The organism is Sediminibacterium ginsengisoli, assembly GCF_900167075.1.
Lineage (GTDB): Bacteria > Bacteroidota > Bacteroidia > Chitinophagales > Chitinophagaceae > Sediminibacterium > Sediminibacterium ginsengisoli.
Genome location: NZ_FUWH01000014.1, coordinates 90,878 through 97,567, shown reverse-complemented (window position 1 = coordinate 97,567; position 6,690 = coordinate 90,878). Strand labels below are relative to the sequence as shown.

Below are 6,690 nucleotides of genomic sequence, written 5' to 3'. Positions count from 1 at the left end.
GAGTCCCCTTCGGGAGACGTCAGCGGAGGCAGCGTAAAATCGGTATGATTAACGAATAACCAAAAGCTGCACTCGCCTGAAGTTTGAATTTATAAACAGCTTCAGAAATAGCAAATGCGTGCTGCGCTGAGTCCCCTTCGGGAGATATCAGCTCGGGACAAGATCGAGTGACATGAGCGACATAGATGCCAACGACCGCCTGAACGTTCAATTTATAATCAGCTTTAGAAGAAATAGCAGGATTGTGTTTTGCAGAACTCCCTTCAGAAGACGTCTTAGAATGATATTCCCGGTCAGCTGATATGCAAAACATTGTAGTTAACTGACCGGGAACATCTTTCAACAATTAAAATCAGGCCGTAGCCACAAAATAGAAGAAGAGACTGATGATCAGACCGAGAACGGCAATTGCCAGGCCTGCAGTACGCTTTTTTTTCAGGAAACACATCAGTACCAGCCCGCTCAATGAAACGATCGTCATCAGTATGGCTGAGAAGTCGATCACTGCAGACCAGGCACTGCCGGAATCTCTTCCTTTATGCAGGTCATTGATAATACCTATAAAACCGGTACGGGTTTCTGAAAGTTCATACTCGCCGGTTTCCCTCGTGATAAAGATATCTGATGCATAACCTGGTCCTTTGAAGGAAACGGAGCATTGCATATCATCGATCCTGAATTCATTCATCGCACCTTTGATATGGTGTGTTTTGCGCAGAAATTCCACAACTTCCAGTTTGGCAATACGACTGGTATCTTCGTTATTCACCCACTGAACATTCAGCTTACCTTTTTGCTGTGTGGTATTCACTTTATTACCCCATTCCGGGTGATTCAGCGTCAGACCTGTTACCGCAAAGAATAGCAGGATCACAAAACTGATCATCGAAAGATAGATATGCAGCCACCTCGAAAGTGTGGACAACCGGCGTTTCCACGGACTCATTGGTTTATTGGGTGGCTTACGCTGAACTGCCTTTTTGGGGGCAGCGGGCTTTGCTTCGTTATTATTATTTTCCGGAAGGTTTCTTTCTGTAGTCAAGGGATGCTGATGCAATTTCTACATTGCCGGTTAATGTGATCTGTTTGGGTTTGCTGTTGAATTCCATTTCTTCGGTCATTACCTGGTAAGTGCCGTGCTCACGCGCAGCTTCAATATGAACGCTGTATTTACCGGGTTTTACAAGGTTGCCCTTATCATCTTTACCATCCCATTTCAGTGCATATTTGCCGGGCGGACGAGTAGCGCTGCTGGTAGAACCGATGATACTGCCTTCCACGCCGATGCTCTGGCCATAATGACGATACCAGGTTTTGAGATCGGGGAGCCAGCGGTCGCGGTTATACCATACCACCAGGTTGCGTACCGGTTTATTATTGCTGTCTTCAATCCAAACGGCGATAAAGGGTCTGCGCGCACGTCCTTCTATTACACTTACTTCCAGATTCACGATCAGTTCATAGTTGGTATCCCACTGGTTAGCTGCAGGAGGAGCCGTAACGGTAATATGTTCCCTGCCGGTTTCAAGTGCATTCCAGCCTGCACTTTCAATGCGTTCACCATCTTTGGTAATGAGCAGGTATTCAACATCCGGTAAACCGGCGGCAAGTGCCTTGCTTTCTTCGGGCGTAAGCACATTGAATGCGGTAGCCAGTGCGCCCGCATCGGTTGCATTGGAGGCTACCACAGTGGCGCTGATGATGTTTCCGGCAGGTTGTCCGCTGCGCGGGTCTACAATATGCGAATACCAGTTGTTACCGATCTGTACACCGCGACGGTAATTGCCGCTGGTGGCTACAGCTTTATTGCTGATGAGCAGGCTGGCAACCGGATCATCGTTTTCTGTATCTGCTTTCGGATCGGTTACGCTTACGGTTTCAGTGAGAGATCCGCGTACTACGATATCGCCGCCGATATTCACTACAACGGCGCTGGTGCCGGCTGCGTTGAGTGCTGCATCGGCTGCACGGTTAATGATATAGCTTTTGGCAAAAGAGTTCAGCGCCAGCGGTGTTTTACTCAGGTGTGTTGCAGTCTGGTTCGCTGCATCCAGTTTCCAGTGCTGGCTGCCGGCTGCTTCCACAGCTACGGCCAGTTCCCGGGTTGAAGGAAGACGCTGTTGCGTTGCAGCCTGTTTCCATAAACGGTTCACTACTTCGGCAGAAGCGTTCAATGCGCCTGTACTGCGCTGACGCCACTGATCGAAAAGACTGAGCACTTCAAACAGTTCGGCAGAAACTTTTACAGGCTCGTTATAGGTACGGAGCCATTTGCTGAACTCACTGTTCGCATCATAGGCACTGAGGATCGATGCCATGCGGCTGATCTCTTTCATTACTGCGGCTTCTGCTTTGTCGGCCGCTGCTTCGGTAGGTGCCGCGATCTTGAGATCGAGGGAAGTGCCGAGCACATTGTCAAAATGAGAAGCGAAAAGCTTTGTGGAAGGTGGCGTGGCCTGCACCAGTGTGGTGAACAGGGCCAGGGTAAACATTGCTGCCAGGCGTCCGGGAAAAAATTTCATCCGTGTGTCTGTTTTAGGGTTACAGTATTTTGTGCGCAATATTAAGGGCCGATAACCTATTATAGAGGCTGGCAGAAGGATTTTTCCCTTTATGGTAAATCAAAATACCGTATTACGATAACAGGAATTTGCCCGGGGTTTGCGTTCATGCAAAATTATAAAAAATCCCAACCCTGTATGGGTTGGGATCGGTTAACGGGCTTTAATATGCGGAATTATTTTAATTCAGGAAGCAGGATAAAACTCGCCATCTGCTGCTCATTGAAAAACCGGTTGGCCAGTTCCCTGGTTTTATCTACCGTCAGCTTTTTCACCTGGGCGGGTGCTTCCGGTATACGGTTGGGGTCCTGGTTGCGGAAAAATGCCTGTTCCAGCCTGTAACGCCAGTAACTGTTTTCCTTAACGTCATTCTCCAGCGATCTTGTCTGCTCTGCAATCACTTTTTCCACGTTCACAGGTGCCACGCCCTGTTTTTTTACGAGGCTGATCTCTTCCATCACCAATGCGGTCAGTTTATCCACGTTTTCAGGTGCACAGCCAAACTGGATGCTGATACTGTATTCCGGTACCGGCTCCTTACTGATACCGCCGGAAACGCCTACACCGTATACCCCGCCCGCATCTTCACGCAGTATCTCACGCAGGCGGATGCCCATGGCTTTGCAGAGTTGTGATAATTGGAGGTCTTCCAGGTCGTTATAAGTTCCTGCATTACCCGTAAAGAAGATCTTCACACTGGCCTTGTTCTCTTTCCCTTTCCGGATCACTTTTTTTATTACACCGGAAGGAGAGCGGAGACCTATGTCTTTCCAGTTGTCGGGCTTCTGTGCAGCGGGAAGAGAAGCGATGTATTTTTCAACCAGTGGCTTAATACCTTCTGTTGTAAAATTCCCTACGATCGTAAACAGGAATTGTCCGCCCTGGCTGAAGCGTTCTTTATAAATTTCAAAAGCGCGGTCCAGGTTCAGCTGCTGTAGCGTTGCCGTTGTATAAGGCTTGCGGCGCGGATGATAATTGCTCATGATGTAACTCACCGAATCGCTGAATACACTGCCGGGGTCGTTGTCCTTGTTCACCAGCTGTGCCCGCATCTGCTGCAGCATTACGTTGAACATGGCTTCATCTTTCCGCGGAGCGGCGAAATAACCGTAGAGTAATTGCAGCGCTGTTTCCAGGTCTTTGGTAGTGCTTGAGCCGCTCATGCCCTGCATATACAATCCGATAGAAGGAGCGATATAACAATTTTTTCCCGCCATTTCTTTTTGCAGGCTCTGGATATCCAGGTTGCCGATACCGCCGATAGATGCAATGGCTGCGGCATTGGCGGCATTGGCATGTTCTGCATCGCTGTAAAGCGAAGCACCACCCCAGCTGATAGCGGAAAGCTGGATATCATCATTCTTGAATGTGGTTGGTTTGAGGATTACCCGGGCGCCGTTGGATAAGGTCCACTCGGTTGTGCCGATGCTTTCATACTGCTGCTCTTTCACCACTTTCCCTGCTACCGGTTCTGCAGGTAACAGCGGACCGGCATTTACTTTGTCCTGGTATGGTTTGAGTTTGCCAACCGGTTTATTCAGCAGCGCAACTGCTTCTTTAACGGTGATCAGCCCGGTTTTCTCTTTCTCCGGTGCAGTGATCACTACCGAACGGTTGGCGGGTTTGATCCATTGTGCGATCAGACTGTTCACTTCCTGCAGCCTGATGCCGGGCAGGAACTTTTTATATAGTTCGTATTCATATTCAATACCAGGAATGGATTCTCCTTTCAGGTAGTTGCGGATCAGTTCCTGCAGCAGTTCTGCCGATTTGATCTTGTCCCTTTCATTGTACAGGTTTTCCATTCTCGATAAAGATGCTTTTACTGCACGATCGAGTTCGCTTTGTACAAAACCATATTGTTTCACCCGTTCATTTTCCGTGAGCAGGGTTTGCATGGCTGCTTTGATGTCTTTACCGGTTTTAGCTACCGCAAGCAGTGAGAATGCGTCCTTGTCGCCGATAAAACTGCCGTAGCTGCTATTGCCGAACAGGAAGGGCGCATCTGGTTTCTGGGCGATCTCATCCAGCCTGCTGCTCATCATCTGGTTGAATAATTCCCTTACGATGGAAGCCCTGTACTGCAATTCTGTATGCGCAGGCGGTATTTCCGGCTGCATATAATAGATCTGGATCACATTGTAAGGTTGTTCCGGATCTGTGAGGATTGCAGTCCTGGTTTCTGTAAAAGCCGGTATGCTGTATTTTTTCCGAGGCTTCGGTTGCACCGCTGCGGGTATCTTTTCGAAATGCTCACGGATCATTTTTTCCGTTTCTGCTATATCCACATCACCCACCACTATCACAGCCTGCAGATCCGGGCGATACCAGTCTTTATAAAAGCCAGTGATCATATTTGCATGTGCCGTATCGATATTGGCGCGTGTGCCGATCGGGATCCTTTTTGCATATTGGGAACCTTTAAGGATAACCGGGAAGAATTTATCGCGCAGCCTTGCTTCCGCTCCTCGTCCCAGGCGCCATTCTTCTATGATCACCCCTCTTTCTTTCTGTATTTCCGCCGGCTCAAAACTGACCTGGTGTGCCCAGTCTTCCAGGATCTGCATCGCCTTGCGATATACAGCCGGACTATCCGTGGGCACCTGCAGCTCGTATACGGTTTCATCAAAACCCGTGTAGGCATTGAGGTCCGCCCCGAAATTCACGCCGCTCTTTTCCAGGAAGTCTACCAGTTCCTGCTTTTTGAAATTGGCAGTACCATTGAAACTCATATGTTCTACAAAATGCGCTAATCCTACCTGTTTATCTGTTTCCAGGATGGAGCCTGCATTAACTACAAGCCTTAATTCTGCCCTGTTCTTCGGCTCCTGGTTTTTGCGGATATAATAGGTGAGGCCGTTGGCCAGTTTACCGGTTTTCACATCCGCCGCAACGGGCAGCGGTTTATCCTGCGCAGTTGCCAGTAAGGATGCGAAGAGTAACGATAAAACGATACGGATTCGTTGCATATGTCTGGTTTTAGATACTTAAAGATGTTGATCAGGTGTTATTCCATAAAGCCAAGGTTCCTGGTGAGCCCCTGTGGCAATGCAGGCAGGTGCCTTCTTTCTATAAGATAGGTAGAAAGACCTGAAAGATCACGGTATACATAATGTTTGTTCAGTGCGCCTTCCAGGTAACCCGCACCGGAAGTATTGCCCGTACCCACACGCAGGCCGATCATGCGGCGTACCATGATCAGGTGTTTATGACGCCAGCTGCTGAGCAGGTGGTCGATTTCGATCAGCGCATCGAGTACCTGGTAAGATGCCTGGAACACCGGGAAATCGCGGTAAAGCATAATGAACAGGGCTGAGCGTAATGCTGCCGGGGAAAAAAGCGCTCGCAAACCTTCCAGTTGTTCCGGTGTATAACCGGCAGGAATCTTTTCAAAGAACACATAATCAAAATCGGCGATCTTCTGTTTTTCCCTTTCGGTAAGGCTCGCTTCGTAAATGGCGCGGTAATCGTTCCAGAAAGGATGATGCTCTCCGGCCGTACTTTTTGCAGGCGTATAATCGCTCCACAACTCTTCCCGGAAGAAAGGCATTCTTTCCAGCCACCTGTTTACCAGTTGCTGCAGGGTAGGCTGTTCCTCAACATCGGAAATATTTTTGTAATCCGGCTGGGTGAAACCGCCTTCATTGGTACGTTTATAATAATCTTTATGATGCCTGTTTTCCAGTTGCAACCCCAGGCGGGCTTCGATCAGGCGGAACTGCTTGCTCTGAAAGCCGGATGAGGGAGTGAGCAGGTTACGGAATTCCAGGAAATCGAGCGGGGTCATGGTATCCAGGATATGCACCTGCTGGTTCAGCAGCTCCAGTATACGGATCACGCGGCGCAGACGGTGAAGTACAAGGTTGAGATCGCCGTTATTATCGTTCACACGCTCCTGCGAGAAAACCTTCATGCTGTGATCCAGTTCAAAAAGGATCTGCTTGAACCAGAGCTCGTATGCCTGGTGAATAACGATGAACAGCATTTCATCGTGCGCAGGCTCATTGCCGGCTTCAAAACTGACGGGATACTGGCTGTCGAGTATCTTATCCAGGTGCAGGTAACTGCCGTAATACATGGGTGTTCTTTCCATATGGGCTGATCAATTATGATGCAAAGAAACGGTTTG

Annotated in this window: 4 protein-coding genes; all 4 read right to left on the bottom strand. The window is 48.9% G+C overall.

Going from position 1 to position 6,690, the window contains the following annotated elements:
- Positions 1-352: 352 nt before the first annotated feature.
- The 4 genes from B5D42_RS17290 to B5D42_RS17275 all read right to left on the bottom strand — a co-directional run bounded on the left by B5D42_RS17290 (position 353) and on the right by B5D42_RS17275 (position 6,654).
- Positions 353-946, bottom strand: coding sequence for a PepSY-associated TM helix domain-containing protein (locus B5D42_RS17290; RefSeq protein ID WP_078832804.1), 594 nt, complete (start codon positions 944-946; stop codon positions 353-355).
- Between the two features lie 64 nt (positions 947-1,010).
- Positions 1,011-2,522 carry a DUF2271 domain-containing protein gene (locus tag B5D42_RS17285; protein WP_217698857.1) on the bottom strand — a complete coding sequence of 504 codons (1,512 nt, stop codon included), beginning with the start codon at positions 2,520-2,522 and terminating at the stop codon, positions 1,011-1,013.
- A gap of 215 nt (positions 2,523-2,737) precedes the next feature.
- Complete coding sequence (locus tag B5D42_RS17280; protein WP_078832796.1) at positions 2,738-5,530, bottom strand: M16 family metallopeptidase; 2,793 nt, start codon at positions 5,528-5,530, stop codon at positions 2,738-2,740.
- 38 nt (positions 5,531-5,568) lie between these two features.
- The gene (locus B5D42_RS17275) at positions 5,569-6,654 is read right to left on the bottom strand and encodes a tryptophan 2,3-dioxygenase family protein (protein ID WP_078832795.1); all 1,086 of its coding nucleotides are present in this window, start codon (positions 6,652-6,654) and stop codon (positions 5,569-5,571) included.
- Positions 6,655-6,690 lie beyond the last annotated feature (36 nt).

Coding starts and splice junctions, on each gene's coding strand:
- B5D42_RS17290 (WP_078832804.1), bottom strand. CDS start 946: ATGAGTCCGTGGAAACGCCGGTTGTCCACACTTTCGAGGTGGCTGCAT.
- B5D42_RS17285 (WP_217698857.1), bottom strand. CDS start 2,522: ATGAAATTTTTTCCCGGACGCCTGGCAGCAATGTTTACCCTGGCCCTG.
- B5D42_RS17280 (WP_078832796.1), bottom strand. CDS start 5,530: ATGCAACGAATCCGTATCGTTTTATCGTTACTCTTCGCATCCTTACTG.
- B5D42_RS17275 (WP_078832795.1), bottom strand. CDS start 6,654: ATGGAAAGAACACCCATGTATTACGGCAGTTACCTGCACCTGGATAAG.